We start from the raw sequence: 22,686 nt of genomic DNA, 5'->3' as shown, positions 1-22,686 counted from the left end.
CGGCGCGGTCCGGCCCGCGCCGGCACACGACGTCGCCGGTCGGCGACCTTCCCCGCAGGCTACCGCCCGGTAGAGCCGGGCTCAGCGGCGACGGGCGAAGAACCGTCCGCCCGAGCGTTCCAGCAACAGATCCTGGCCGAAGGTGCGGGACAGGTTCTCCGCGGTGATCACGTCCTCGATCAGACCGGACGCGACGCTGCGCCCGTCGGCCAGCAGCAGGGCATGGGTGAAGCCGGGCGGGATCTCCTCGACGTGATGGGTGACCAGCACCATCGCCGGCGCCTCCGGATCGAGGGCCAGCTCGGACAGGCGGGCGACCAGGTCCTCCCGTCCACCGAGGTCGAGTCCCGCGGCCGGCTCGTCGAGCAGCAGCATCTCCGGGTCCGTCATCAGCGACCTGGCGATCAGCGTCCGCTTACGCTCCCCCTCGGACAAGGTGCCGAAGGTGCGCTCCGCCAGGTGCTTGATGCCGAGCGCGGCCAGCAGCTCGCCGGCGCGCTCGGTGTCCATCGCGTCGTAGGTCTCCCGCCAGCGGCCGAGCACCGCGTAACCGGCGCTGATCACCAGATCGCGCACGGTCTCCTCGGCGGGGACCCTGGCGGCGAGTGCGGCGGAGGTGAACCCGATCCGCGGGCGCAGCTCGAACACGTCGGTACGGCCGAGCTGCTCGGAGAGCACGTGCACGGTGCCCGTGGTCGGGTGCAGTTCGGCCGCGGCCAGCCGCAGGACCGTCGTCTTGCCGGCGCCGTTGGCGCCCAGCACCACCCAGCGCTCGTCGAGTTCCACCGACCAGTGGAGGTCGGCCAGCAGGGTGCTGCCGCCGCGGCGCACGCCGACACCGGACATGTGCACCACGAGGTCGTCAAGGTCTTGCGTCGGCTCGATCACCCTCCCATTGTCGCCATTCCCGGCGGTCGTGTCGCGGGCGGCATGCCGTTGCCGGGCCGTACCAGTGAATGAGACCCCGCACACGCCGACCGCCCGCTGTGGCACCATCGATGACGTGCCCAGGTCAGCCGCTCTCGCCGCACCCGCCATCGCGGGTGTCCTCTGGCGTGACCGCACCGTCGACCTGCTGCTCGTCGCGTCCTGCGGATGTAGCCGCGCGCGGCGGAACTGACGGCACGCCTTTCCGGGAAGCCCCGGCCGTACCGCCCCGCCGCGCGCTCGTGGCCACGTACGCCCGCTTCCGCAGGAGCAACCATGACGCAGTCCCTGATCCGGCCCGACCTCGAGATCCACCCGCGGCTCGCGGCACAGCCCCTCGGCTCGCTGCTGCATCCCGAACGGTCACTGTGGACCGCGGGCGAACTCGCCACGCTGACCTCCACCGTCGCCCGTGACCTCGCCCCCGAACTGCGCGAGGTGCTGCGCTTCGACCCCGACCACCGCTGGTGGGCCCGGCTCGCCCTGACCGGCGGCGTCGAGCTGTGGCTGCTGTCCTGGCTGCCCGGTCAGCACACCGAACCCCACGACCACGGCGGCGCCTCCGGCTCGTTCACCGTGCTGCAGGGCGACCTCGCGGAGGAGTACCGCTACCCGGGCGGGCCGATCCGGGCCCGCAACCACACGGCGGGCCGCACGCTCGGCTTCGGCGCGGGCCGCGCACACCAGGTCACCGGCGCGGGCACCGGACCGGCGGCGAGCGTGCACGCCTACTCCCCGCCGCTGGTCACCACCCGCGAGTACACCTCGCTGCACGAGGTTCCCGCGGAGATCCCCGCGCTGCCGGGACTGGACTCCGGGGCCACGGGATGAGCGCCATCGACGACCTGCTCGCGCAGGCACGGTCCACATTGGACCGAGTCACCCCGGAGGCGGCGGACGCGCTGCGCGGACAGGGCGCGGTGATCGCCGACATCCGGCCGCACGAGAACCGGTCGGCCGAGGGCGAGATCCCAGGATCCGTTGCGGTGGAACGGATCCACCTGGAGTGGCGACTGGACCCCGGCGGCGATCACCGGCTGCCCGGATTCGACGCGGACACCCCCGTTGTCGTGGTGTGCAACGAGGGCTACGCGTCCAGCCTGGCCGCCGCCGACCTGCGCCGCCTCGGCCTGCGCCGGGCGACCGACCTGGTCGGCGGCTTCCGGGCCTGGGCGGCGGCAGGGTTGCCGACCGGGCCGGGGGGCGGCCCGGCCGTCCCGTGATCCGCCCCGCGGGCCGTGCCCCGGGAACGGTCGCCGGACGGCCGGGTCAGGCCAGCACCACCCGGCCGAGTTCGGCCGGACTGGCCAGCAGGTCGTGCCGGGGCAGCACCCGCACGGTGTAGCCCAGCGAACCGGCGTGCGGCAGGCGGAGCGCGGCGGCGAACCGGCCGTCGCCGGCCGGCGACATCGGCACCGTGACCGTGTCGTGCAGCCGGTCGGTGTCGGCGACCGTGCCGACCACCGCCTGAACGTCCACATCGGACTCCGCGAGCCCGGCCAGCTCCACCGAGGCGCGGACGTGGACCTCGTCGCCCACCTGCGGCGAGTCGCCGAGAACCAGTTCCGGCTCCGTCACCCGAACTCGGTCCCACACCGCGTCCAGCCGATTCCGGTAGCTCGCCAGCGAACGTGCCCCGGCGTAGTCGCCGCCGGTGGCCGCGGCGACGTTGCGCGCCGCGGGCAGGTAGAACGACTCGACGTACTCCCGCACCATCCGCGACGCCTGCACCCGCGGCCCCAGCGTCTCCAGCGTGTGCCACACCATCGCCAGCCAGCCACGCGGAACGCCACCGGGATCGCGGTCGTAGAACAGCGGGGCGATCTGCTGGCCGAGCAGGTCGTAGAGCGCCGCGGCCTCCAGGTCGTCCCGGCGCAGCGGGTCGGTCACCCCGTCCGCGGTCGGGATGGCCCAGCCGTTGCTGCCGTCGTAGTACTCGTCCCACCAGCCGTCCCGGATGGACAGGTTCAGCCCGCCGTTGAGCGCCGACTTCATCCCGGACGTCCCGCACGCCTCCAGCGGTCGGGTCGGATTGTTCAGCCACACGTCGCAGCCCCGGTACAGATAGCGGGCGATGGACATGTCGAAGTCGGGCAGGAAGACGATGCGCTGCCGCACCGCGGGATCGTCGACGAAGCGCACGATCTTCTGGATCAGTGCCTTCCCGCCCTCGTCCGCGGGATGGGACTTGCCCGCCACCACCACCTGGATCGGGCGCCGCTCGTCGTGCAGCAGTGCGCGCAGGCGCTCCTGATCGCGCAGCATCAGCGTCAGCCGCTTGTACGTGGGCACCCTGCGGGCGAAGCCGACGGTCAGCACGTCCGGATCGAAGATCCCGTCCGTCCAGCCGAGTTCGAGAGCCGAGGCGCCGCGCTGCATCCACGCCGCCCGCACCCGGCGCCGCACCTCGGTGATCAGCTTCTGCCGCAGGTCCCGGCGCAGCTCCCAGAGCTGGGCGTCGCTGACGCCCTCACGCGGGCCGGTCCGGCCGCCCGCGCCGTCGTGGCCCCACTCCTCGTCGCTGCCGCCGAGCAGCTCTGTCATCTCCCTGGCCACCCAGGTCGGGCCGTGCACGCCGTTGGTGACCGCGGCGATCGGCACCTCGGCGTGGTCGAAACCCGGCCACAGCCGCGCGAACATCCGCCGGGACACCCTACCGTGCAGCGCGGACACCCCGTTCGCCCGCTGCGCGAGCCGCAAACCCATGTGCGCCATGTTGAACATGCCGGGGTTGTCCTCGGCGCCGAGCGCGAGCACCCGGTGGCACTCGACGCCGGGCAGCAGCCTGCCGTCGCCGAAGTAGTGCCGCACCAGGTCCACCGGGAAACGGTCGATGCCCGCGGACACCGGTGTGTGCGTGGTGAACACCGTCCCCGCCCGCACCGCCGAGAGCGTCTCCTCGAAGTCCAGTTCCGCGACGGCCAGAACCTCCCGTGCCCGTTCCAGCCCGAGGAATCCGGCGTGCCCCTCGTTGGTGTGGAACACCTCCGGCTGCGGGTGACCGGTCAGTTCGCAGTACCTCCGGACGGCACGCATCCCGCCGATCCCGGCCAGTATCTCCTGCCGGATCCGGTGGTCGGCGTCCCCGCCGTACAGCCGGTCGGTCACCCCGCGCAGGTCGGCGTCGTTCTCGTCGATGTCGGTGTCCAGCAGCAGCAAGGGGATCCGGCCCACCCGCGCCTGCCACACCTGGGCGTGCAGGTCACGGCCACCGGGCATCGCGACGCACACCCGCACCGCCGGCCCCGCGGGTTCGCGCAGCAGCTCCAGCGGCAGCCCGTCCGGGTCGATCACCGGATAGTGCTCCACCTGCCAGCCGTCGAGCGAGAGTGACTGGCGGAAGTACCCGGCCCGGTAGAGGGGGCCGACGCCGATCACCGGCGCGCCGAGGTCCGAGGCGGCCTTGAGGTGGTCGGCGGCGAGGATGCCCAGCCCACCGGAGTAGTTGGGCAGCGCCTCGGTCACCCCGAACTCCATCGAGAAGTACGCGATCGCCGCGGGCAGGTTCGCTCCCTCCCCTGCCCGGCGCTGGTACCAGCGCGGCTCGGTGAGATAGCGGTCCAGGTCCTCGGTGACCGAACGGGCGTGCGCGAGAAAACCCTCGTCCCGGGACAGTTCGGTGAGACGGTCGGCGGGGACGGTGGTGAGCATCCGCAGCGGATCCTTGATCCGGCGGAACAGCTCGTCGTCGATGGAGGCGAACAGATCACGCGTCGGCGGGTGCCAGGTCCAGCGCAGGTTGGTGGCCAGCGGGCCGAGACCCGTCAGCGGTTCCGGCAGGCTCGGGTGCACGGTGAACCGGCGGACTGCTTTCATGAGGAGCGACCCTAGACGTCCGGCCGGCCCCGCGCGGGCGGCGTCCTGGCGAACACGGCGCCACGACACGGTTCGATGCCGCACAATGGTGCGGTGGGCAGACGAACGCTCGGCGGTGTCGTTGCGATCCTGCTCGTGCTGACCGCGTGCGGCCCGTCCGTCCCCGGCACCGCCGGCCCCAGCCTCGACCTGATCGGCGCCCAGATCCGGCAGAGCACCACCTCGCTGGTCGACCCCGGTTTCGTCGACGGGGCGGGCGAGGGTGAGATCGACCGGCTGGCCGCGACGGTGATCACCGACATCGGCGAGTTCTGGGAAGAGGCCTACCCGGCGACGTTCGGCAGCCGCTGGGAGGAGCCGCGCGGTGGCTTCCACTCCGTCGATCCGTCCGATCCGGCGGCGGGCCCGCCACCCTGCCTCGACGCGGCGTCGCAGGTCGAGGGCAACGCCTACTACTGCCCCGGCGAGGACGTGATCGTCTGGGACCGGGGCGCCCTGCTACCGGTGCTCACCGAACGGTACGGGGCGGGCGCGATGATGATGGTGCTCTCCCACGAGACCGGGCACGCCGTGCAGGAACGGTCCGGGATCGGGCGCGGACGCGGCGGCCTGTACCCGCCGATCGTCATCGAGGCGATGGCCGACTGCTACGCGGGCGCGTTCATCCGCTGGGTACTCGACGGCAACGCCGAGCACCTGCGGCTGCCGGAAAGCGAACTCGACGCCTCGCTGCGGGCGCTGATCACCTTCCGCGACCCGGTGGGCACCGACAACCGCGACTCGGGCGCGCACGGGGACGCCTTCGACCGGGTGTCCGCGTTCCAGGACGGCTTCGACGGCGGGCCCGCACCGTGTGCCGAGATCACCGCACAGAACCGCCAGTTCACCCAGCGGGCCTTCACCAGCGCGGAGGACGAGGCCCGCGGCGGGAACCTGGAACTGCCCGCTCTGCTGGACGCCCTTTCCGCGGACCTGGGCCCGTACTTCACCGAGGCGCTCGGGGCGAAGGGCTCCGGCTGGACGGCACCCCCGGTCGAGCAGGTGGCAGGCGACCCGTCCTGCGGACCGCAGGGCGCGGCGGCGTACTGCCGGGACGAGAACGTGGTCCGGGTGTCGACCAGCGGGACGGTCGCCGACATCCACGCCCGGATCGGCGACTACGGCGCGGGCACCATCGTCGCCAGCCGCTACGCGCTGGGGGCGCTGGGCGCCGCCGCCCTGCCGCTGTCCGGTGAGCAGGCGCAGCGCGGCGCGCTGTGCCTGGCCGGTTCCTACACCGGTTCGCTGCTGGAACCGCGACGGGACTTCACCGTCTCCCCCGGCGACCTGGACGAGGCGGTACTCGTGCTGCTCGGCTACGACTACCCGGCACGCGACATCGACGGTGGCGCGCTCTCCAGCGGTTTCGACCGGGTGGCGGCGTTTCGCGGCGGCGTGGTCGGCGGTGCCGCGGCGTGCGGTCTCGGCTGACCGGCGCACCGGACCCCGATCCCGCACTTCCGCGTACGGCGTGCGGGCACGGTCAGTAGGGTGCGGACGGAGACGGTATCGCCCCGGTTCCCGCTGGGGGCCCTGGAACGAAGCGAGCGAACGATGTTCGGAGGAACGGCCCGGCGCGGACTACCCGCCGTGGCGGCGGGCGTGGCGGTACTCGCGCTGATCGCCGGATGCGGCGGCGGCACACAGGGCGAGGCGCAGACCGTCGGCAACGTCTCCGGTCTGCCGGTGACCCACTTCGACAGCGGGCTCAAGCCGGACGCGCCGAAGCCGGACCTGCCCGTGCAGGATCTCACCGACAGCCCCGAGGACACGATCGCCGTCGCCGCGATCGCCGACGTCAGCGACTACTGGAAGGAGACCCTGCCCGCCTCGTTCGACGGGCAGCCCTTCGAACCGGTGAAGAAGCTGCTCTCCTACGACCCCGACGGCACCCCGGCCGAGGCCTGTGGCACGTCCACCGCGGACGCGGCGATGAACGCCTTCTACTGCCCGCCGGAGGATCTGGTCGCCTGGGACCGTGGCCAGCTTCTGCCGTTCCTGCGCGAACGCTTCGGCGAGATGGCCGTGGTGACCGTCCTCGGTCATGAGTTCGGGCACGCGATCCAGTACCGGCTCGGCGAGAAGGCGGGCGTCGACAAGCAGACGAAGACGATCGTCAAGGAACAGCAGGCCGACTGCTTCACCGGCGGCTACTTCCGCTGGATGGCCGAGGGGCGGAGCAAGTACTTCACCGTCTCGACCTCGGAGGGGCTGAACGAGGTGATGGCCTCGCTGTTCTTCATCCGGGACCAGGCCGGGAAGTCGGCGACGGATCGCGGTGCCCACGGCACGGCGTTCGACCGCACGTTCGCCTTCCAGACCGGGTTCGAGAAGGGCGCCGCCGAATGCGCCTCGATGAGCCTGGACAACATCGAGCCGAGAATCACCGAGCAGCCCTTCGACAAGAAGGACTCCGGCGAGGGCGACGAACGGGTCAGCAGCGAACTTCTCGGCTACCTCAAGGACAGTCTCGACCAGGCCTTCGCCGGAGCCGGCGTACAGGGCCCGGAGATCGTGGAGGGCAGTGGCGCCTGCGCGAACGGGCCGGACACCGCCCCGGCCTCGTACTGCCCGGACGACAACACCGTCAACGTCGATCTGGCGAAGCTGAAGGAACTCGGGCGGCCTGTCGACAAGGAGGCCGAGATCAGCGGCGACGCGGGCGCCCCGCTTGGCGACTTCGCCGCGCTCGCCGAGGTCGCCTCCCGTTACACGCAGGGCGTCCAGAAGGGGGTCGGCGCCTCGCTGGACAACTCCAACGCGGGCCTGCGCACCTCGTGTCTCGTCGGGGCCTGGGCCGCGGCGACCAACACCGAGGGCAACAGGCTGCGGTTGTCCTCCGGGGACCTGGACGAGGCGATCGCGGAGCTGCTGCAGCCGCGCAGCCTGATCGCCGCCGACGTCAACGGCAACCAGGTGCCGAGCGGTTTCGCCAGGGTGGAGTCGCTGCGCAAGGGCTACCTGGAGGGCTCAGGCCCGTGCTCGGAGCAGTACGGCTGAGCCGGTCCGCCCGGCACCCGGTGATCACCGGGTGCCGGGCGGCGGCTCGGTACGACGCCGGTCAGTACAGGGCTGGTCAGTACAGGGCGCTGGCGAGCTGCCTGCGGGCGGAAGCCACCCGATCGTCGGCCGGGTCGAACAGCTCGAACAGACCCACCAGGTGCTCGCGCACCCGGTTGCGCTCGTCGCCCGCGGTGCGGCGTACCGCATCGATCAGCCGGGTGAAAGCACCCTCCACCGATCCCTGCGCGATCTCGAAGTCCGCGGCCGCGAGCTGCGCGTCCAGATCGGCGGGGTCGGCCTCGGCGCGGGCGAGCGCGCCGGCGTCCACCTCTCCCGCCCTGGCGGCGAAGCGCACCTGCACCAGCGCGGCCCGCGCCAGCTCGTTGGCGGGCTCGGCGTCCAGGATCCGCTCGTAGGCGGCCTGGGCGGCGGCGTAGTCGCCACGGTCGAGCGCGTCCTCCGCCTCGGTGAAGCGCGGGTCCTCGACCTCCTCCGGCTCGGCTCCGCCTGCCTGTTCGGCGGCCCGGATGCCGGGAAGCTGATCGCGCAGCGCGTCGAGCAGCTTCGCCAGCCACTCGCGGATCTGCGGTTCCGGCAACGCGCCGGAGAAGGCGTCCACCGGCTGTCCGCCCGCGATGGCCACGATCGTCGGGATGGACTGGACGCCGAAGAGCTGCGAGATACGCGGGTTCGCGTCCACGTCGATCTTCGCCAGCACCCAGGCGCCGTTCGCCTCGGCGGCGAGCTTCTCCAGCAGCGGACTGAGCTGCTTGCACGGTCCGCACCACTCGGCCCACAGATCGACGACGACGAGCGTCTCCATCGACCGGTCGACGACCTCGGCCTGGAAGCTCGCCTCGCTCACCTCGACGACGGAACCTCCCGCCGACTGCCCCTCGCCCCCGCCCCGCGGCGGTGCTCCCGCCGCGGGCTGCTGCCGGGCGGCGTCCGCGCGGGCTTTGAGCCCGGACAGGTCCACTGCGCCCGAGAGGGCCGCGGACATCGCTGCTGAGCTGGCTGCTGATCCCCGTGGATGTGTCACGGCTCCATCCTGCCACCGGTGCGCCGAGAACTCATCGCTGGTGCCCGGCGGCTCGCCGGATTCAGGTCAGGTGCTCCTCGATCCGGGCCACCTTCGCGGCGAGCTGGCCGGTATGCCCCGGCCGGATGTCGGCCTTGAGTACGAGCCCGACCCGCGGCGCGGCGGCCTGCACCGCCTCGGTGGCCCGCTTCACCACGTCCATCACCTCGTCCCAGTCCCCCTCGACGAGGGTGAACATCGAGTTCGTCTCGTTGGGCAGGCCGGAGTCGCGTACCACCCGGACGGCCTCGGCGACCGCCGCCGCCACGCTGTCGGACTGGCCACCCGCCGGGCTGACGCTGAATGCCACGATCACGTTGACTCCTCGCTTCGGACGCTTCGTTCGGCGCTCGGTTCGGCGCCTGGTTCGTCGCCTGGTTCGTCGCCTGGTTCGTCGCTACGGCCGACCCGCGGGACGGCCGGATTCCCGGAAAGCGAAAGGAATCCGGCCCCAGTATGGGACGGCCTCGCCACAGGTCGCGGTACCCACTGGTAACTTCGAGCGTCATGAACGGTCCGCTGCCATTCGACCCGATCGCCCGAGCGGCAGAGATGTGGGAGGAGCGGATCGGCCCGTCCGGCACGATGGCCGCGGTCACCGGGGTGATGCGCGTCCAGCAGATCATCCAGTCCGCCGTGGACGGTGCGCTCAAGCCGCACGGGCTCACCTTCGCCCGCTACGAGGCGCTGATCCTGCTGACCTTCGCCAGGCGCGCCAGCCTGCCGATGCGGGTGATGGGCGAGCGGCTGCAACTGCATCCGACCAGCGTCACCAACATCGTCGACCGGCTGGAGCGCGACGGACTGGTCAAACGTGTCCCGCATCCGACCGACCGGCGCACGACGCTGGTCGAGATCACCCCGGAGGGCCGGGCGCGAAAGGACGAGGCGACCAGCGCGGTCACCGAGATCGACTTCGGCCTGCGCGGGCTCACCGACAAGCAGACCGGTCAGCTCGTCGACCTGCTGAAGAAGGTACGCAAGGCGACCGGCGACTTCGCCGAGTAGGACCCCCGCGGCGCCGCGGTCGCGCCTCCAGCCGCCTCAGACGCCGGCCGGCTCGGCGGAACGCGCGCTGAACAGCGCGGTGCCGCCGTAGGTGAGCCGCTGCGGGCCGTCGAGCTTGCCCGACCGCAGGGCCCACTTCTCGAACGCCCAGGTGAACAGCGGCGGAATGCTGGCCAGCAGCGCGATCACCGTCGTCTTGAGCGTCCAGCGCAGCGGGCGGGCGACGGCGAGCGTCACGAGCACGTAGGCGGCGAAGACCACGCCGTGCACCATGCCGAGCACGGGCACGCCACCCTCGCCGGCCTCCAGGACGTACTTGGCGAACATGCCGGCCAGCAGACCGGCCCAGGAAAGGGCCTCGGCGACTGCGGTCACGCGGAACAGGACAGCGGCCTTGCTGGACACGACTTCCTCCTCAGGAATCACGTACGCACAAAAAAGCGCCCGATGTGGGGTGCCGAACGGAACTACCCATCGACGTCAACCACGGTGTCGGACGTTGTGATTCCATTGTGAGGCGTGACGGGCCTCACCGGAACACCGGGGGCCGTGACAGTTGTCACGAGGGGTTTCTCGCCACACCAGGAGGATCGGACGATCGCGGAAAGTGTTCGCACGGGCGCGATCCGCTCCCGCGGACGAATCTTCCGGCACCGGACCCGCAATTCCACCGCACCATTCCGGCGTGGCCGCGCATTCGACGTGAGCCGCACACCGGAACGAAAAGAATTTCGCCGGATCCGCGCATTCGGCGAACGGATCCGGCGAAACCGTCAAACGTGGTCAGTCCTCCCAGCGGAAGACCCTCGACGCGATGAATCCGACGACAAGGGTGAACGCGATGAGCACACCGGCCGGGAGCAGCAGCGCCTCGACACCCTTGCCGCGCACCATCACGTCCAGCATGCCGTCGTTGAGGTGGCGCATCGGGAAGACCTTCGAGATCCCCTGCAGCCACTGCGGCGTCTGGTCCACCGGGAAGAAGGCTCCGGAGAGGAACGCCATCGGCAGGGTGATCAGGTTCGCCGCCCCGCTCGCCGCCTCCTCCGTCTTGCAGAACGCGCCCACCAGCATGCCGATCGAGAAGAACGCCAGGGTTCCCAGCAGCAGCAACGGGACCGCCAGCCACCACTGCCCGGACAGCCGCAGGCCGAACATCGGCAGCATGGCGATCCCGACGAACAGCACGAACTGCAGCACGGCCACGCCCAGCGACACGACCACGCGCGAACCGAGCACAGTGGACGGCTGCACCGGGGCGAGCTGGAGCCTGCGCAGGACCTGCTTCTTCCGCCAGTTGACGAACGTGAGCGCGGCACCGAAGACGGCGGCGATGGACACCGCCCAGGACAGGATCCCCGGCGCCATGTACTGGATCGGCTTCAGCGAGGAGTCCTCCACCTGTGCCGCGTCCAGGGCGAACCGGGGCGACTGGCCGGTGGCGGCCAGATTGGCCTGGTCGACGACGCCGCGGACCAGGCCGTTCACCGTGCCCGCCTTGGCCGAGTCGCTGGCGGCGAAGCGCAGCGTCACCGCGTCGCCCTGCTGGGCGATGAAGGCGGGCAGGTCACCCGAACCGACCTGCGCCAGCGCCTCGTCGGTGCTGCCGAGCCGGGTCAGCTCCACCGCCCCGGACTGCTCCAGCGCGGCGATCACCGGGCCGTCGCCGACGACGCCGATCTCGGTCTTCGAGGAGGCCTGGTCGCCGAAGATGAGGCCGAAGATGACCAGGAACATCAGCGGGAAGAGGAAGGTGAAGAACAGCGTCGCCTTGTCCCGCAGGAACCCCTTGACCATCGCGACGGACAGCGCCCGGAACGGCGTGGGCGCGAGGGCCCGCCCGGTGGCGGCAGTGCTCTCGCGTGGCTTCTCGGTGATGGTCATGCCCGGTACTCCCTGCCGGTCAGTCCGAGGAACACGTCCTCGAGGGTCGCGGTCCGCACCTGGAGGCCGTCGAGCGTGCCGCGTTCGGCGAGCGCGGAGAGCACCGGTGCGGGCGTGCGGGTGGAGATGGTCAGTGAGACCTCGTCCTCGCTCACCTCGTCGGCGCCGGGCAGTGCCCGCGCCTCGCCGAGCGGGAGCGAGTCACGTTCCAGGATCACGTGGGTGGCGGCGTCCAGATCGCGGACGAGCCTCGCCGGGGCGTCCATGGCGAGGATCCGGCCGCGGTCCATGATGGCCACGCGGTCGCAGAGGACCTCGGCCTCGTCCAGGTAGTGGGTGGTGTAGACGATGGTCTTGCCCCGCGACTTCACCTCGCGCAGCACGTCCCACAGGTTGCGGCGGGCCTGCGGGTCGAGGGCTGCGGTGGGCTCGTCGAGGAAGACGATGTCGGGATCGTGCACCAGAGCGCAGGCGATGGACAGGCGCTGCCGCTGCCCGCCGGACAGTTTCGCCTCGGGGGTGGCGGCCTTGTCGGTGAGCCCGACGAGTTCGAGCATCTCGTCCACCCGCTCGCCGCCGACGCCGTAGAGCGCTCCGAAGGTCTCGAGCTGCTCGCGCGCGGTCAGCTTCTCGAAGAAGGCGGACGCCTGGAGCTGCACACCGATCCGGGGCAGCAGCGCGACGTTGCGCGGCCATGGCTGCTCGCCCAGGAGCCGCACCGAGCCGGACGCCGGCTCGCGCAGGCCCTCGGCGATCTCGAGCGTGGTGGTCTTGCCGGCCCCGTTCGGCCCGAGGATGCCGAAGAACTCACCCTCCGCGACGGAGAACGAGACCCCGTCCACCGCACGCAGTTCCCCGTAAGTCATGTGGATGTCGTCCACGACGAGCGCCGGCGTGTCCCCAGGCGCCTGTGCCGACCAGGCTTCGTTCATGGAGGGACCGTAGCGCCTCGGCCACCGGCCCGGATCCGGGTTTTCCCTGATTGCGAAGGTTGCCCGCCTCCTCGACGAAGGTTGCCCGCGCGCCGACGAAGGTTGCGCCCGGCCCGGCGCGGACCGACAACCTTGTCCACGACGTCCTCGTTCCGCACCCGGACGGCGGTGCCGGATCGCCGCGGCGACCGTCATCATGCGTCACCCGACTGGAAGGAAATCCTTGTCCAGTAACGGTTAGTGAGCAAAGACGAGGATACGACGAACGAACTGTTGACAGGCTATCCCTCGAAGGTGTGAAATCCTCCGCACTATGACAACGTTGTCGCCCGGTGGTGGGCAAGGACGCCGCGCCACCATGAACGATGTCGCCCGCCTCTCCGGCACGAGCATCAAGACGGTGTCGCGGGTGGTCAACGACGAGCCGGGGGTCCACCGGGACACGGCGGACAGGGTGCTCTCCGCGATCGAAACGCTCGGTTTCCGCCGCAACCTCGGTGCCCGGAACCTGCGTCGCGGCTCCACCACCGGCACGGTCGGGCTGATCGTCGAGGACGTCGGCAACCCGTTCTACTCCGAGCTGAACCGCGCGGTCGAGCGGATCGCCACCTCCTTCGACCGGCACCTGCTGACCGGCTCCTCGGACGAGGACCCGGAGCGAGAGCGGGAGCTCGCGCTGGAGTTCTGTGCCCGGCAGGTGGACGGGCTGCTGATCGTGCCCGCCGGAATGCGGCACGGATACCTGATGCCGGAGACCCGCGCAGGCACCCCGGTGGTGTTCATCGACCGTCCGGCGGGGGACGTCGTGGCCGACACCGTGTTGGTGGACAACGTGGGCGGCACGGCCGCGGCCGTCGCCCACCTGGCCGCGCACGGGCACCGCAGGATCGCGTTCCTCGGCGACGATCCCGACATCTTCACCGCCGCCGAGCGGCTGCGCGGCTACCGGGAGGGCTGCGTCGCGGCCGGTATCGCCTACGACGAACGGCTGGTGTCGATGTGCACGCCCACCGAGGCGAGCGTGGCCGACGCCGTCCGCACGCGACTGTCCGGATCGGACGGACACGACGGCGTGGCAGGCGCGGCGGGGGCGACCGCGGTGATCGCGGGCAACAACCGGGTCACGGTGCACGTGCTGCGTGCCCTGGCACACGCCCGGAAACGGCCGGCACTGGTGGGTTTCGACGACTTCGAGCTCGCCGACCTGCTGGACCCACCGGTCACCGTGATCGCGCACGACGTCTCGGCACTCGGCCGGGCCGCCGCGGAACTGCTGTTCGCCCGCATCCAGGGCGACACGTCCGCGCCGAAAAGAGCGGTGCTGCCGGTGCATCTGGTGGCCCGCGGATCGGGGGAAATCGCTCCATGACCGTTCATCTCGGGCCCATCCGGCTGCCCGCGAACCAGCCACCGCAGTTCTACCGCGGTGGCGACGCGATCGCCGCGCTGCGCGGCGTTCCGCCGGTGGCCGCGGTGTCCAATTCGGACACCGGCTTCGGCCCTGAGGACTGGGTCGGCTCCACGACCACGATGTTCGGCCAGGACGTCAACGGACTGTCCTCGTTGCCGGACGGACGCTGGCTGCGGGATGCCGTGCACGCGGATCCGGTGGCCTGGCTCGGCCGCGATCACGCCGACGCACCGGCCGGTTCCACCGGCTTGCTGGTCAAACTGCTCGACGCCGGGCAACGGTTGCCCGTGCACTTCCATCCGTCGGACTCGTTCGCCCGCAGGCATTTCGACTCGCACTTCGGCAAGAGCGAGGCGTGGATCGTGGTCGATACCTACGGCGACGATCCACGGGTACACGCCGGGTTCGCGCGGGCACAGAGCCGGGCCACGATCGACGACTGGGTCCGCGATCAGGACGCCCCGGCGATGCTCGGGGCGCTGAACAGCATGGCGGTGCGCCCCGGCGACACCGTCTACATCCCGGCGGGGTTGCCGCACGCGATCGGCAAGGGGGTGTTCGTCGTGGAGTTGCAGCAGCCGACGGACTTCTCGCTGACGATGGAGTGGCGCGACTTCCTGGAATCACCGGACAAGGGCCACCTCGGCCTCGGATTCGACACGGCACTCGACGCGCTGGACCTGTCCGGCTGGGACGCCGACCGGCTGGGGTCGATCGTGAAACACACCGGTGAGACACCCGATCCCGAGGTGGACCTGCTCGTCGAGGCGGCGTCGCCGTACTTCCGGGCGCAGCGGATCCGTCCGGCACCGGACCTGGTGCTGGCCCCGTCGTTCGCCGTCCTCGTGGTGCTCGACGGAGCCGGAACACTGCGCACGGAGGCGGGCGAACAGCCGCTGGCCAAGGGCGACACGGTGGTCGTCCCCCACTCGGCCGGAGAGTCCACTGTGGATGGCGACCTGACCGTGATCCGCTGCCTGCCACCGCATCCACGGAGGGAAGACCAGAGATGAGCGAGGACGCGATCCTGCTGGACGCGCAGGAGATCACCAAACGGTACGGGTCGGTGGAGGCACTGCGTGGTGCCTCGTTCCAGGCCCGCGCGGGTGAGGTGACCGCGTTGATCGGCGACAACGGCGCCGGCAAGTCGACCCTGGTGAAGTGCCTGTCCGGCGCGGAACAGCCGGACGGTGGGCAGATCCTGCTCGACGGGAAACCGGCGAACCTGGACTCGCCGACGACGGCGCGGCGGCTCGGGATCGAGACCGTCTACCAGGATCTGGCGGTGGCCCCGGATCTCGATCCGGCGGCGAACCTGTTCCTGGGCAGGGAAATTCACCGGCCGGGCATCCTCGGCAAGCTGGGCATGCTGGACAAGCCGGAGATGCGCAGGCAGGCGGTGACGGAGTTCCAGCGACTCGGCGTGACCCTGCAGAGTTCGGACGTGCCGATCGGCGCGCTGTCCGGTGGGCAGCGGCAGAGCGTCGCGGTAGCCCGCTCGGTCGTCTGGGCGAGCAAGGTCGTGTTCATGGACGAGCCGACCGCCGCACTCGGCGTCGTGCAGCGCGAGCGGGTGCTGGAGGTGATCCGCCGGGTCCGGGACGAGGGCATCGCCGTGGTGCTGATCAGCCACAACATGCCGGAGGTGCTGTCCGTCGCCGACCGGGTGGAGGTGTTGCGCCTCGGCAGCAAGGTCGCCACTTTCCGTGCGGCCGAAACGAAACTCGAAGACCTCGTCGGCGCGATGACCGGCGCACTCACCCAGGAGGAGGTGGCCTGACCATGAGCGCTCCCTCAGTCCCCCCGAAGGTCCAGTCCGAAGTGGACGCCGGTTTCGCCAAACGCCCACTGGGCGCGAGGCTGGTCGGCGCGAACACGTTCTGGATCGCACTGGTACTCCTGGCGCTGTGCATCGTGTTCACGATCGCGGCACCCGGCGAGTTCGCCTCGGTGTTCACCTTCCAGACGCTGCTCATCGAGACCTCGGTGCTGCTGGTGCTGTCGGTGGGCATGACCTTCGTGATCGTCACCTCGGGTATCGACCTGTCCGTCGGCTCGGTGCTGATCTTCGCCGGCATGATCGGCGCCAAGACGATGGAGGCGCTCAGCCCCGGTGGCGACTCGACCGCCGCGGGCTGGGACGTCATCTCGGTCGGACTGCTCGCCGCGGTGGTCGCGGGCACGGTGTGGGGCCTGATCAACGGGTTCCTCATCGCGGTGGCCAAGATCCCGCCGCTGATCGTCACGCTGGGCACGATGGGTGCCGCACTCGGCGCCGCCTACCTGCTCAACGACGGCTCGGACGCGCGCAGCGTGCCGACCGAGCTGAACCAGACGCTCGGCTACGGTGCCTGGTTCGGAGTCCCGAACCTGGTGATCGTCGCGGTGGTGATCACGCTGATCGGCGCGTGGTTGCTGCACACCACCAAGTTCGGCCGCTACACCTTCGCCGTCGGTTCCAACGCCGAGGCGGCGCGGCGGTCCGGTATCGCCGTCACGGCCCACCTGCTGAAGGTGTACCTGCTGACCGGTTTCCTGGCCGGGATCGCGGGCTTCATGTCGCTGGCCTACTACGCCTCGACCACGATCTCGGCGCACACCACCGATAATCTCAACGCCATCGCCGCCACGGTGATGGGCGGCACCAGTTTGTTCGGCGGTATCGGTTCGGTGCTCGGCACGGTCATCGGCGTGTTCATCCCGGCGGTGCTGAAGAAGGGTTTCAACATCACCGGGGTGCAGGACTTCTGGCAGATGATCGCCGTCGGTGGCGTCCTCATCGCCGCGGTCTGGTTCGACCAGCGGCGCCGCAGGCTCCGCAACAGCAGGTAGAGAAAAGCCATAGGGCACAACGAAGTGCGGAGGTCGGAAAATGAAGCGCAACCGAAAGACGGCGGCGGTCACCGGTTCGGTGGCGGCACTGCTGGCGCTGGTGACGGCGTGCGGCGGGGGCGGTCAGGTCGGCGGCGGTGACGAGGGCGGTGACCAGGCGGCTCCGGGCAACAAGAAGCTGGTGCTGATTCCCGGTACGCAGGCGGAACCGTTCTACATCTCGATGCAGTGCGGTGCGGAGGCGGAGGCGGGCAAGCTCGGCTACACGCTGGAGACGCAGGCGCCGCAGAAGTTCGACGCGGCCCTGCAGACGGAGAAGGTCAACGCGCTGGGCTCGGCCCCGCCGGCCGGACTGCTCATCGCGCCGACCGACGACCAGGCGATGATCGCGCCGATCCAGCAGGTGAAGAACGGCGGGACCAAGGTCGTCGAGGTGGACACCTCGCTCAAGGACAAGAACGTGGCGGTCTCGTCGATCTCCTCGGACAACGCGGAGGGCGGCAAGCTCGCGGCGCAGACCCTGGCGAAACTGGTCGGGGACAAACCGGGCTCGGTGCTGGTACTGGACACGATCGCCGGTACGTCGACGACGAACGCCAGGGCGAAGGGCTTCGAGGACGAACTCAAGAACTACCCGAACCTGAAGTCGGTCGGCGCTCAGTTCACCCAGAACGAGCCGGACCAGGCGGCGTCGAAGGTGACCGCGGCGCTGTCCTCGACCCCTGACCTGATCGGGATCTTCGCCACCAACCTGAACACCGGTGAGGGTGCGGCGACCGGTCTGCGCAACGCGGGCAAGATCGGCCAGGTCAACCTGGTCGGTTTCGACGCGAGCCCGTCCGAGGTCGAGGGCCTGCGCAAGGGCGAGTACCAGGGCCTCATCGCGCAGGACCCGGCGTCGATCGGCCAGCAGGGCGTGCAGCAGGCCGTTGCGGCGCTGGAGGGCAAGCCGGTGCAGCGCGACATCACCGCCGGACTGCACTCGATCACCAAGGACACGATGGACGCCAACGCGCAGTACTTCTACAAGCAGCAGTGCTGATCCGCCTGAGCTGACACACCGGGGCCCGCGGGCGCACGAACCGCGGGCCCCGGCACGTGTCCGCCACGCGCCTCCCGCCCCTCCCCCACTGCAATACGTCGACATATTGCGAAACATCGTGCACAAGGCATCGCAATACGTCGACATATTGCGGTCCTGGGTGCCGCAATATGTCGACGTATTGCGGTCTCGGGTGCCGCGGTTCACCCGAACGAGGAGTCCGGTTCGCGAGAGGCGCCGGCTACCACTGATAGCGGACGGTCTGCGGGCCGTGCTGACGGAACCCGTCGTAGAGGCGCTTCCCGTCCCAGCCCAGCCGTCCGAGCGCGTAGCTGTAACGGTCGCCGTTGTGGAACTCGTCCATCTCGGGATGCCGGCGGCCGAACTCGCCGTCGGCGGCTTCCCACTCCAGCCGGTAGAACCAGACGCGGATGTGGCCCACGTGGCACCGTTCCCGGTACAGCCGCGCGCCGGCGAGATCCGGCCACGCGACGCCGAACTCCACATCGGGATGCTTGCGCAGGAAGAAGCCGTTCTCGTCGACCTTCACCGTGTCCGGTGGTCGACGTAGCGCCATGCCGACGACGACGGCGAACCCGATCGCCAGCACGCCGAGTACCAGGCCGACGATCTGCTGGGAACCGGTCTGCTCGACCAGGCCCGCGATCGACACGACGATCATCGCGACCCCGGCACCGGTGAAGAGGACCGCACAGACCAGGGCGAGCGTCTTACTCGCCGAATCGAGCCTGACGATAACCTCGCCAGTGGGCGCGGTGTCCATAGCCGGTGACTGTACTCCTGATCACACTTTCCGCGCTCCGATCGTCACCGAAACGCCACCGGCCATGGACGACTTCTCCACGGCGGCATCAGACCGGCAGGGGTGACCGGGTGGTGACGGCGAGCCGGTTCCAGGCGTTGATCACCGTGATGAGCCAGATGACGGCCGAGAGCTGCGCGTCGTCGAAGGTCGCGGCGGCTGCATCGTAGATCTCGTCCGGCACGTCCTGATGCTCGGACAGGCGGGTCATCGACTCCGTGAGGGCGAGTGCCGCTCGTTCCCGCTCGTCGTAGAGCCCGGCCTCCCACCAGCCCGGCAGCACGAAGATGCGCCGTTCGTCCTCGCCGAGCCCGCGGGCGTCGCGCGAGCGGGCGGCACTCGTCCGGCGCGGCCCGCTGGTCATCGAGGACGACTACGACGGCGAGTTCCGCTACGACCGCAAGCTCGTCGGCGCCGTGCAGGCGCTCGCACCGGAACGGGTGGTGTACATCGGCACGGCGAGCAAGACGCTGGCGCCGGCGTTGCGACTGGCCTGGCTGGTACTGCCGCGCGAACTCGTCGATCCGGTGCTGGCCGCCATGACCGCCGCGGGCTGGCGGCCGCCCGTGCTCGACCAGCTCGTACTGGCCGACATGATCGACTCCGGCGCGTACGACCGGCACGCCCGGCGTAGCCGCGCCGCCTACCGCGGCCGCCGCGACCAGCTCCTCGGTGCCCTGCCGGAAGGTCTCCGTCCCGCGGGGATCTCGGCCGGCCTGCACCTGGTACTGCCGTTGCCCGAGGGGGTGAGCGAGCAGCAGGTCGTGGCGGCGGCGCGGCGGCGGTCGCTGACCGTCGACGGGCTCGGCCGGCAGTGGATCCGGGCGGGCGAGGATCGTCCGCAGGGCCTCGTTCTCGGCTACGGCACGCCCGCACGGCATGCCTTCGCGCCCACCGTCGACATCCTGACCCGGACGCTTCGCGACGTCGGCCTACGCTGACCGTCCGGCACGGCGATGCCGGAACGCGCGACACGGCATGCCAGAGCGCCCGACACGGGGGGTCGGGGCGCGCGACACGGGGGTCAGAAAGCGCGACACGGCATGCCAGAGCGCCCGACACGGCATGCCAGAACGCGCGACACGGCGTGGGGTCAGGAGCGGCGGAGTTCCTGGACGAGGGTGTCGGCGGCGGAGTGCGGGTCGGTCCGGCGGTCGACCACCTGCAGGGCGAGGTCGGCGAGCCTGCCGTGACCCTGGACGTCGCCGAGCGCGGCGCTCAGCCTGCGCAGCGCGATCGCCTCGATCTCGTTGCCCGCGCGGCGTTTCCGGCGTTCAACGAGTTCACCGTCCGCGGTGAGCCAGTCGTGATGCCCGGCCAGCGCCGCCAGCACCTCGTCCGCGCCGCGTCCCTCCGAGGCGACGGCGGCGACGATCGGCTGACGCCAGGTACGTCCCCGGATCTCCTTGCGCCCCAAGGAGATCATGTTCTTCAGATCGCGAACCGTGGCCTCGGCACCGTCCCGGTCGGCCTTGTTCACGACGAACACGTCGGCGATCTCCAGCACCCCGGCCTTCGCCGCCTGCACACCGTCGCCCATCCCCGGGGCGAGCAGCACCACGATGGTGTCGGCCAGCCGCACCACGTCCACCTCGGACTGCCCGACGCCGACGGTCTCGATCAGCACGACGTCGAACCCGGCGGCGTCGAGCACGCGCACCGCCTGCGGGGTCGCCCAGGCCAGCCCGCCGAGATGCCCGCGGGTGGCCATCGAGCGGATGAAGACGCCGGGATCGGTGGCGTGCTCGGTCATCCGGATGCGGTCGCCGAGCAGGGCACCACCGGAGAACGGCGAGGACGGGTCGATCGCGAGCACGCCGACCCGCTTGCCGTCCGCGCGCAGCGCCGAGAGCAGCATCGAGGTGGTGGTCGACTTGCCGACGCCGGGCGGCCCGGTGAGCCCGACGACGCGCGCGTTGCCGGTGTGCGGGGTCAGCGCGGCGGCCACCTCCGCGAGCTGTGGATGGTCCTCCTCGACGAGGGAGAGCAGGCGTGCGATGGCCCGGGGTGTTCCCTCGCGGGCCTTCGCGACCAGCTCACCGACGTCGACCGGCACCGGCACTGACGTTCTCCCTGCTCCCCGCCGGAGGGCGGCGGTCGGCGCTACGGAACCCGGATGAGCAGTGCGTCGCCCTGGCCGCCGCCACCACACAGCGCCGCGGCACCGAGACCGCCGCCGCGCCGCCGCAGCTCGTGCACGAGGTGCACCGCCAGCCGGGCGCCGGAGGCGCCGATGGGGTGGCCGAGCGCGATCGCCCCGCCGTTGACGTTGACCTTCCCGGCGTCCATCCCGAGCCGCTCGGTGGAGACCAGGCCGACGGCGGCGAAGGCCTCGTTGATCTCGACCAGGTCCAGATCGCCGACGCCCAGCTTCGCCTTCGCCAGCGCGGCCGTGATCGCGTTCGCGGGCTGCTCGTGCAGGCTCGCGTCCGGTCCGGCGACCACGCCGTGCGCACCGATCTCCGCCAGCGGGGTGATGCCGAGTTCGCGCGCCTTCTCCGGGCTGGCGACGACCACGGCGGCGGCACCATCGGAGATCTGCGAGGCGGAGCCCGCGGTGATCGTGCCGTCGGAGGCGAACGCCGGACGCAGCTTGCCGAGGCCGTCCGCGGTGGTGTCGGCGCGCACGCCCTCGTCCGCGCTGAAGACGACCGGGTCCTTCTTGCGCTGCGGAATCTCGATGTCGACGATCTCCTCGGCGAAGCGTCCCGCCTCGATGGCGGCCGCCGCCCGCTGGTGCGACCGCGCGGAGAACTCGTCCTGCGCCTCGCGGGTCAGCCCGTAGCGAGCGTTGTGCTTTTCGGTGGACGCGCCCATCGCGACCTGGTCGAAGGCGCAGAACAGACCGTCGTGGGCCATGTGGTCGACCAGGGTGGTGTCGCCGTACTTGAACCCGCCGCGCGACTTCGGCAGCAGGTGCGGCGCCTGCGTCATGGACTCCTGGCCACCGGCGACGACCAGGTCGAACTCGCCCGCGCGGATGAGCTGGTCGGCGAGGGCGATGGAGTCGAGGCCGGACAGGCACACCTTGTTGATGGTCAGCGCGGGGACGTCCATCGGAATCCCGCCGTGCACGGCGGCCTGCCGGGCCGGGATCTGCCCGGCGCCCGCGGTGAGCACCTGGCCCATGATCGTGTACTGCACCGCGTCGGGCGAGACGCCCGCGCGCTCGAGCGCCGCCTTGATGGCGAACCCGCCGAGCTGAGCCCCGGAGAAGTCCTTCAGCGAGCCGAGCAGCCTGCCGATCGGGGTACGGGCGGCACCAAGGATCACGGAACCCGACACAACATCCTCCAGATGCGAGTACACGGACAACACGGCGACGATACCGGCCTGAACCGGTTGAGCCGGGTGTGAGCCGACGCACGGCCCGCCCGCCGGCCGCCGGTGCCTATCCTCCGTGCATGAACGACGCGTTGCGCCCCTTCGTCACGACCATCGACCACGTCGGCATCGCGGTCGCCGACCTCGACGCCGCGATCGCCTTCCACGCGGAGACCTTCGGCCTGGTCGCCACCCACACCGAGGTGAACGAGGACCAGGGCGTCCGGGAGGCGATGCTGCACGCCCCCGGCGACGAGCGCGGGACGGCGATCCAGCTACTGGCCCCGCTGCGTGCCGATTCGGCGATCGCGAAGTTCCTCGACCGGAAAGGGCCCGGCCTGCAGCAGCTCGCCTACCGGGTCACCGACGTCGACGACGCGGCGGACGCGTTGCGGGCCAAGGGACTTCGGGTGCTCTACGAGCAGGCGCGCCGCGGCACCGCGGGCAGCAGGGTGAACTTCGTTCATCCCAAGGACGCCGGCGGGGTGCTCGTCGAACTCGTGGAGCCGGCAGGCACCCACTGACCCGGTTTCCATCCGAAGGTGTGACGGAGCGACGGCGGGC

Annotated in this window: 23 protein-coding genes; 12 read left to right on the top strand and 11 right to left on the bottom strand. The window is 70.8% G+C overall.

The genetic code is table 11. From position 1 onward, the window contains the following. Positions 1-81 precede the first annotated feature (81 nt). Positions 82-888, bottom strand: a complete 807-nt coding sequence (locus CFN78_RS06485; protein ID WP_094861692.1) for an ABC transporter ATP-binding protein — start codon at positions 886-888, stop codon at positions 82-84. A gap of 315 nt (positions 889-1,203) precedes the next feature. Between CFN78_RS06485 and CFN78_RS06480 the strand changes: the two genes are divergently transcribed. Then, positions 1,204-1,758 carry a cysteine dioxygenase gene (locus CFN78_RS06480; RefSeq protein ID WP_094861691.1) on the top strand — a complete coding sequence of 185 codons (555 nt, stop codon included), beginning with the start codon at positions 1,204-1,206 and terminating at the stop codon, positions 1,756-1,758. Then, a complete protein-coding gene (locus CFN78_RS06475; protein WP_094861690.1) occupies positions 1,755-2,150 on the top strand; it encodes a rhodanese-like domain-containing protein in 396 nt (131 codons plus the stop codon). The genes CFN78_RS06480 and CFN78_RS06475 overlap by 4 nt, the downstream gene beginning before the upstream one ends. A gap of 46 nt (positions 2,151-2,196) precedes the next feature. Here CFN78_RS06475 and glgP read toward each other — a convergent pair whose 3' ends face one another. Further along, a complete protein-coding gene (gene glgP / locus CFN78_RS06470) occupies positions 2,197-4,743 on the bottom strand; it encodes an alpha-glucan family phosphorylase (RefSeq protein WP_094861689.1) in 2,547 nt (848 codons plus the stop codon). A 93-nt stretch (positions 4,744-4,836) separates the two neighbouring features. Here glgP and CFN78_RS06465 point away from each other — a divergent pair, with 93 nt between their 5' ends. Both CFN78_RS06465 and CFN78_RS06460 read left to right on the top strand, forming a co-directional pair. After that, positions 4,837-6,213: a neutral zinc metallopeptidase gene (locus tag CFN78_RS06465; RefSeq protein ID WP_240519304.1), complete on the top strand. Its 1,377-nt coding sequence runs from the start codon at positions 4,837-4,839 to the stop codon at positions 6,211-6,213. A 123-nt stretch (positions 6,214-6,336) separates the two neighbouring features. Beyond that, positions 6,337-7,782 (top strand): neutral zinc metallopeptidase, encoded by a 1,446-nt coding sequence (locus CFN78_RS06460; protein ID WP_094861687.1) that lies wholly within the window; start codon positions 6,337-6,339, stop codon positions 7,780-7,782. Between the two features lie 76 nt (positions 7,783-7,858). On the opposite strand, the gene CFN78_RS06455 is transcribed toward CFN78_RS06460, so the two are convergent. Continuing rightward, positions 7,859-8,827, bottom strand: coding sequence for a tetratricopeptide repeat protein (locus tag CFN78_RS06455; RefSeq protein ID WP_094861686.1), 969 nt, complete (start codon positions 8,825-8,827; stop codon positions 7,859-7,861). 61 nt (positions 8,828-8,888) lie between these two features. Continuing rightward, a complete protein-coding gene (locus tag CFN78_RS06450; protein WP_094861685.1) occupies positions 8,889-9,182 on the bottom strand; it encodes an MTH1187 family thiamine-binding protein in 294 nt (97 codons plus the stop codon). 191 nt (positions 9,183-9,373) lie between these two features. Between CFN78_RS06450 and CFN78_RS06445 the strand changes: the two genes are divergently transcribed. Further along, entirely contained in the window at positions 9,374-9,874 is a 501-nt protein-coding gene (locus CFN78_RS06445; RefSeq protein WP_094861684.1) for a MarR family winged helix-turn-helix transcriptional regulator, read from the top strand. A 36-nt stretch (positions 9,875-9,910) separates the two neighbouring features. On the opposite strand, the gene CFN78_RS06440 is transcribed toward CFN78_RS06445, so the two are convergent. The 3 genes from CFN78_RS06440 to CFN78_RS06430 all read right to left on the bottom strand — a co-directional run bounded on the left by CFN78_RS06440 (position 9,911) and on the right by CFN78_RS06430 (position 12,690). After that, entirely contained in the window at positions 9,911-10,279 is a 369-nt protein-coding gene (locus CFN78_RS06440; protein WP_094861683.1) for a DUF3817 domain-containing protein, read from the bottom strand. 378 nt (positions 10,280-10,657) lie between these two features. Beyond that, positions 10,658-11,758 carry an ABC transporter permease gene (locus tag CFN78_RS06435; protein ID WP_094861682.1) on the bottom strand — a complete coding sequence of 367 codons (1,101 nt, stop codon included), beginning with the start codon at positions 11,756-11,758 and terminating at the stop codon, positions 10,658-10,660. Then, positions 11,755-12,690 (bottom strand): ABC transporter ATP-binding protein, encoded by a 936-nt coding sequence (locus CFN78_RS06430; protein WP_094861681.1) that lies wholly within the window; start codon positions 12,688-12,690, stop codon positions 11,755-11,757. The genes CFN78_RS06435 and CFN78_RS06430 overlap by 4 nt, the downstream gene beginning before the upstream one ends. Before the next feature lie 358 nt (positions 12,691-13,048). Between CFN78_RS06430 and CFN78_RS06425 the strand changes: the two genes are divergently transcribed. From CFN78_RS06425 to CFN78_RS06405, 5 genes are read left to right on the top strand one after another with little or no spacing between them, the layout of a single operon-like run. Next, on the top strand, positions 13,049-14,059 hold the full coding sequence (locus CFN78_RS06425) for a LacI family DNA-binding transcriptional regulator (protein WP_094861680.1): 1,011 nt from the start codon (positions 13,049-13,051) through the stop codon (positions 14,057-14,059). Next, the gene (locus CFN78_RS06420) at positions 14,056-15,114 is read left to right on the top strand and encodes a class I mannose-6-phosphate isomerase (RefSeq protein ID WP_094861679.1); all 1,059 of its coding nucleotides are present in this window, start codon (positions 14,056-14,058) and stop codon (positions 15,112-15,114) included. Before CFN78_RS06425 ends, CFN78_RS06420 begins: the two co-directional genes overlap by 4 nt. Beyond that, entirely contained in the window at positions 15,111-15,881 is a 771-nt protein-coding gene (locus tag CFN78_RS06415) for an ATP-binding cassette domain-containing protein (RefSeq protein WP_094861678.1), read from the top strand. The genes CFN78_RS06420 and CFN78_RS06415 overlap by 4 nt, the downstream gene beginning before the upstream one ends. Before the next feature lie 2 nt (positions 15,882-15,883). Then, the gene (locus CFN78_RS06410; protein ID WP_094861677.1) at positions 15,884-16,933 is read left to right on the top strand and encodes an ABC transporter permease; all 1,050 of its coding nucleotides are present in this window, start codon (positions 15,884-15,886) and stop codon (positions 16,931-16,933) included. 40 nt (positions 16,934-16,973) lie between these two features. Further along, positions 16,974-17,975, top strand: coding sequence for an ABC transporter substrate-binding protein (locus CFN78_RS06405; protein WP_094861676.1), 1,002 nt, complete (start codon positions 16,974-16,976; stop codon positions 17,973-17,975). Positions 17,976-18,216: 241 nt separating this feature from the next. On the opposite strand, the gene CFN78_RS06400 is transcribed toward CFN78_RS06405, so the two are convergent. After that, positions 18,217-18,759, bottom strand: coding sequence for a hypothetical protein (locus CFN78_RS06400; protein WP_094861675.1), 543 nt, complete (start codon positions 18,757-18,759; stop codon positions 18,217-18,219). Between the two features lie 88 nt (positions 18,760-18,847). Continuing rightward, complete coding sequence (locus CFN78_RS06395; RefSeq protein ID WP_133116292.1) at positions 18,848-19,081, bottom strand: carboxymuconolactone decarboxylase family protein; 234 nt, start codon at positions 19,079-19,081, stop codon at positions 18,848-18,850. 4 nt (positions 19,082-19,085) lie between these two features. Between CFN78_RS06395 and CFN78_RS06390 the strand changes: the two genes are divergently transcribed. Continuing rightward, entirely contained in the window at positions 19,086-19,739 is a 654-nt protein-coding gene (locus tag CFN78_RS06390) for an aminotransferase-like domain-containing protein (RefSeq protein ID WP_094861673.1), read from the top strand. A 152-nt stretch (positions 19,740-19,891) separates the two neighbouring features. On the opposite strand, the gene meaB is transcribed toward CFN78_RS06390, so the two are convergent. Continuing rightward, positions 19,892-20,860: a methylmalonyl Co-A mutase-associated GTPase MeaB gene (gene meaB / locus CFN78_RS06385; protein WP_094861672.1), complete on the bottom strand. Its 969-nt coding sequence runs from the start codon at positions 20,858-20,860 to the stop codon at positions 19,892-19,894. A gap of 41 nt (positions 20,861-20,901) precedes the next feature. Continuing rightward, positions 20,902-22,083 (bottom strand): acetyl-CoA C-acetyltransferase, encoded by a 1,182-nt coding sequence (locus CFN78_RS06380; RefSeq protein ID WP_094861671.1) that lies wholly within the window; start codon positions 22,081-22,083, stop codon positions 20,902-20,904. Between the two features lie 119 nt (positions 22,084-22,202). Here CFN78_RS06380 and mce point away from each other — a divergent pair, with 119 nt between their 5' ends. After that, positions 22,203-22,646 carry a methylmalonyl-CoA epimerase gene (mce, locus tag CFN78_RS06375; protein WP_094861670.1) on the top strand — a complete coding sequence of 148 codons (444 nt, stop codon included), beginning with the start codon at positions 22,203-22,205 and terminating at the stop codon, positions 22,644-22,646. The last annotated feature ends 40 nt before the right edge of the window (positions 22,647-22,686 follow it).

Origin of the sequence: Amycolatopsis antarctica (assembly GCF_002262875.1) — a bacterium.
Lineage (GTDB): Bacteria > Actinomycetota > Actinomycetes > Mycobacteriales > Pseudonocardiaceae > Amycolatopsis > Amycolatopsis antarctica.
The sequence above is the reverse complement of the archived record's forward strand: the minus strand, read 5'-3'. Positions and strand labels throughout refer to the sequence as shown.

Excerpts from the sequence above, each read along its gene's own strand:
- CFN78_RS06420 (WP_094861679.1), top strand. The coding sequence starts at position 14,056 with ATGACCGTTCATCTCGGGCCCATCCGGCTGCCCGCGAACCAGCCACCG.
- CFN78_RS06415 (WP_094861678.1), top strand. The coding sequence starts at position 15,111 with ATGAGCGAGGACGCGATCCTGCTGGACGCGCAGGAGATCACCAAACGG.
- mce (WP_094861670.1), top strand. The coding sequence starts at position 22,203 with ATGAACGACGCGTTGCGCCCCTTCGTCACGACCATCGACCACGTCGGC.
- CFN78_RS06405 (WP_094861676.1), top strand. The coding sequence starts at position 16,974 with ATGAAGCGCAACCGAAAGACGGCGGCGGTCACCGGTTCGGTGGCGGCA.
- CFN78_RS06460 (WP_094861687.1), top strand. The coding sequence starts at position 6,337 with ATGTTCGGAGGAACGGCCCGGCGCGGACTACCCGCCGTGGCGGCGGGC.
- CFN78_RS06475 (WP_094861690.1), top strand. The coding sequence starts at position 1,755 with ATGAGCGCCATCGACGACCTGCTCGCGCAGGCACGGTCCACATTGGAC.
- CFN78_RS06430 (WP_094861681.1), bottom strand. The coding sequence starts at position 12,690 with ATGAACGAAGCCTGGTCGGCACAGGCGCCTGGGGACACGCCGGCGCTC.
- CFN78_RS06480 (WP_094861691.1), top strand. The coding sequence starts at position 1,204 with ATGACGCAGTCCCTGATCCGGCCCGACCTCGAGATCCACCCGCGGCTC.
- CFN78_RS06410 (WP_094861677.1), top strand. The coding sequence starts at position 15,884 with ATGAGCGCTCCCTCAGTCCCCCCGAAGGTCCAGTCCGAAGTGGACGCC.
- CFN78_RS06390 (WP_094861673.1), top strand. The coding sequence starts at position 19,086 with ATGCGCCGTTCGTCCTCGCCGAGCCCGCGGGCGTCGCGCGAGCGGGCG.
- glgP (WP_094861689.1), bottom strand. The coding sequence starts at position 4,743 with ATGAAAGCAGTCCGCCGGTTCACCGTGCACCCGAGCCTGCCGGAACCG.
- CFN78_RS06435 (WP_094861682.1), bottom strand. The coding sequence starts at position 11,758 with ATGACCATCACCGAGAAGCCACGCGAGAGCACTGCCGCCACCGGGCGG.
- CFN78_RS06445 (WP_094861684.1), top strand. The coding sequence starts at position 9,374 with ATGAACGGTCCGCTGCCATTCGACCCGATCGCCCGAGCGGCAGAGATG.
- CFN78_RS06425 (WP_094861680.1), top strand. The coding sequence starts at position 13,049 with ATGAACGATGTCGCCCGCCTCTCCGGCACGAGCATCAAGACGGTGTCG.
- CFN78_RS06400 (WP_094861675.1), bottom strand. The coding sequence starts at position 18,759 with ATGGACACCGCGCCCACTGGCGAGGTTATCGTCAGGCTCGATTCGGCG.